The 3560-nt window shown below is 32.1% G+C and carries 3 protein-coding genes; all 3 read right to left on the bottom strand.

The features are described 5' to 3' along the window. Positions 1-161 precede the first annotated feature (161 nt). On the bottom strand, positions 162-1259 hold the full coding sequence (locus tag ND811_RS18915) for a hypothetical protein (RefSeq protein WP_265353551.1): 1098 nt from the start codon (positions 1257-1259) through the stop codon (positions 162-164). A 185-nt stretch (positions 1260-1444) separates the two neighbouring features. After that, on the bottom strand, positions 1445-2518 hold the full coding sequence (locus ND811_RS18910; protein ID WP_265353550.1) for a hypothetical protein: 1074 nt from the start codon (positions 2516-2518) through the stop codon (positions 1445-1447). A gap of 199 nt (positions 2519-2717) precedes the next feature. Continuing rightward, positions 2718-3461, bottom strand: a complete 744-nt coding sequence (locus ND811_RS18905; RefSeq protein WP_265365551.1) for a hypothetical protein — start codon at positions 3459-3461, stop codon at positions 2718-2720. Positions 3462-3560: the final 99 nt, after the last annotated feature.

The following is a 3560-nucleotide window of genomic DNA, read 5'->3' as shown; positions in this document are numbered from 1 at the left end:
CCTTAACGACGTAGGCTGGCCCTGAGTCCCAACGGGACGTTAGGGACTGGCATGTAGCTTGCGTAAGCAAGGCGAATGCCAGAAGCCTATGTGTCGCAGACCGAGCGAGGGCTTGTCCCGAAGCGAAGCGTTAAGGCGCTGTTATGCGACGTTGAAAATGCTTATTTCTTTCGTTTTTTGAAATATTCTTTTCTTAAACTATTTAAATTCACTTTTTTGCCATAATAATCCAACTCTGTCGCTTCCTTTTTTTTCCTGATTAAATATCGAATTATTAGTCTGTTTAATCGAATTTGATATTTTTCGAAGGAAGTAGGAATTAATTTCTTTTCATATATTGTTGACCTTATGAAATCTATTTCATAAATATAATCTGACCGTTTGTTGTATTGACTTAAGGTATCATCTATTAGACTTTTGTGGTTTTCTAAATAATAAGCTAGGTCATTGAAATCCGTTTTTTGAATTTTATTTATTAAAAGATTCCGTAAGAGGGTCACGCTCATTTGAATACTTTTAACATCTGAGAGTATTGAATTACTAGCGACTTGCATTATTCCTGTAGTTTTTATTGGAAATCCCATTTTCTTAAACAACGACTCTGCACTTCTGAATAGAATAGGTCTATTGAAGTTTTCATATATCATAATCGAGTATATTTCCGGGACAAGAAATTGTGCCTTTGAATTGTTTAAGATTATATTGAATTTATTTTGCAATTTTTGGAAAGTATCTAGAATATATCTTTCCTTTCTGGATCTTAATTCCTCAGATTTTATTGTTATGCTATTTAATAGATTGTAAATAAATATTAATATGATAATCCAAAGTTCGTTTATTAAAGTTGATGGTTCTGGTAATATTTTAGTGGCAGATGATAGATATTTTCTATCAAGGAAATAAGTTATAGAAAGAATCCCAAAGTATGTAATAAATTGTCTTGTCCAGTTTACGAGGAATACTCTTTGGTAAATGAAGATAATTGCAATTCTAATTATTATGTAGTAATAGTTGCAGAAAGCAATATTACGGTTTAAATAATCGAATCCAATTTGCGATAAAATAATTGCATATAGAATAAGTAAAAGTGCGGGAGTTAATACTCTATATACAATATTGAATGCTGGAGCTTTATCAATAGGAAGGGATACACTGATTTGTTCATAATCAGACGTTACCATTTTTTCCCCAATTTTATTTATGAGAAAAAAACTTGTGAGTGCAAGAAAAGAGTAAATTAGGTGGTCTATGTATTCCATTGTTTCAATGTCGCATAACGAACTAGACTAACCGACGTAGGCTGGCCCTGAGTCCCGAACGGGACGTTAGGGACTGGCCACGACACTTGCGCAGGCAAGGGGAGTGCCAGAAGCCTATGTGTCGCAGACCGAGCGAGGGCGAAGTCCCGAAGCGAAGCGGTTAGTCGCTGTTAGCCGCAGTAACTTTATACTTTTACATTATATTTTTGATTTATGTCGAAATTATTTTTAAAGTCTTTGTAGTTATAGTAAAAGGTAATTTTTTGCCTGGAAAAAATTTCTTTAAATTTATTTACAAATGTTTTATTTATAGAGTATTCTTGTAGTTCATTTTCGTGATTGGATATTCTTAAACATTCAGGATTTATAATTTTAATAATTGTTTCATGAGGTATACTTCTTGTTAACAACCAATTAGAATAAAAGTCGGTCGGAGGAACTCCATATCCCCATATTATTACTTCCGAAGCATTGTTTAATTCAAGAAATGAACGGTTCCATATTTTTTTGATAGAAGGATATTTATCATAATTTTTATTTAGAAGTGGTGGAATTATGAGAATTTTGCATTCTTCATGACATTCACTGCAATAATGAGATTCTAAAATTGAATCTTCCAAGACGTATAGTCTATTATTTACTCTGCATTGTTGATTTGGACAGTATAACCAATCAACAGAGCCATGCATTTTTAAATAGATTCCTGTGTCAGTTGGAAATTCTTTGTAAGGAAAAGGTATATAACCATTAAAAAATCCTTCAGTAAATTTTGAACTAATTTGCTTAAGAAAATTTTCATAGATGTTATTGCTTTTTATTAATTGATCTAATGCTATATCCCAATTGAAAGATATTATTGATGTATTTCTATTCAAAAAATTGTTTACTAAATGCTCGTATTCTTCATTTGAATTTCCTCTTACTAAACATTCTGAAAGAACATGTCTAATCAGAAATATTACTTTATCCATTAATTGTAAATTACTGTAAGATCCCTTTTTTTCAAATTCGATTTGCAGAAATGTCATTACCTTTTCAACGTCAATTTTGTCTGATGTACGGAGTAGACTTTTGTTGAAACAATTAACTATAAATTCTGATAATTCCTTGTAATCGTCTTTTAAAGTTTTTACGTTTAGGCTTATTATAGAGTATTCTTTCGCTTTTGCAAATATTTGGTTAATATTTGGAAATTCAAAATTGTTACTCATTGAAGCTCCAGCTCCAAGTATCCATACTGTTTTATTTTCTTTTGTCATATGTTGAATTAGTTATTGCGGCTAACGAAATAGGCTAACCGACGTAGGCTGGCCCTGAGTCCCGGAAACGGGACGTTAGGGACTGGAACGACACTTGCGTAAGCAAGGGGAGTGCCAGAAGCCTATGTGGCGCAGCCCAAGCGAGGGCGAAGTCCCGAAGCGAAGCGGTTAGTCGCTGTTATGCGAAGTAATTTAAGTATTAAATAGCTATACCAGCATAGATGGATATATTGAAAAATTTTCTAGTTCCATAGTCGCTTTTATCACTATATAATTGGTCAAAAATGTAATCACTTGGTAAACCATTATAATATTGCGGAATGAAAGTATAATGATTATTGATCTTACTTGCAGAAAGAATTCCATAATTAATTTCAGTACCTAAAAGAATATGATCAAAAAATTCTTTTCTATATCCTAATCCAAGGCTAAATAAGAATCTATCAGATGAAGTAGTAGTTTTTGAATACGGAAGAACTTCGGAATTGTTTAGAAAAATTTTAAACTTTCTATTTTCTTCCTTATATCCTGTTAATAAACCTAACTCTAAATTTGAATAAAAATTTCCAAAGAAAAAATACTGAGTTTTAAAAGTAAAAAGGTCATTGAATCTGGTCTTATTATTTTGAAAATAATCAACTGAATTATTGGAACTTTGATTTAAGTTTTCACTAGTATTGGATTTTTCACCATTTCTTAATGAAATTCCCAAGTATAAATTATTCGTTATGCCATAAAGCATATTGAATCTTGGTTTTGAAAACATAAATGTACTAACGTAAGTGTGTATTCTTTTTCTGTCGTTAATTGGACTGCCTTCTGAAGTAGTTTCTGCAAATACAGAACAAGGAAAAACGTAAAAGAATGATATTATTGTTAGAATATGGGTTAGATTTCTTTTTATTTTCATTTTTTTTAAAATATATTTTAAATTATTTCGCATAACGAACTAGGCTTACTGAAGTTGTCCGACCCTGAGTCCCGGACGGGACGTTAGGGACTGGCACGTAGTTTGCTGATGCAAACGAGTGACAGGAGGACA

The sequence above is a fragment of the Leptospira soteropolitanensis genome, assembly GCF_026151655.1.
Taxonomy (GTDB): domain Bacteria; phylum Spirochaetota; class Leptospiria; order Leptospirales; family Leptospiraceae; genus Leptospira_A; species Leptospira_A soteropolitanensis.
This window is presented reverse-complemented; position numbering and strand designations above follow the sequence as displayed.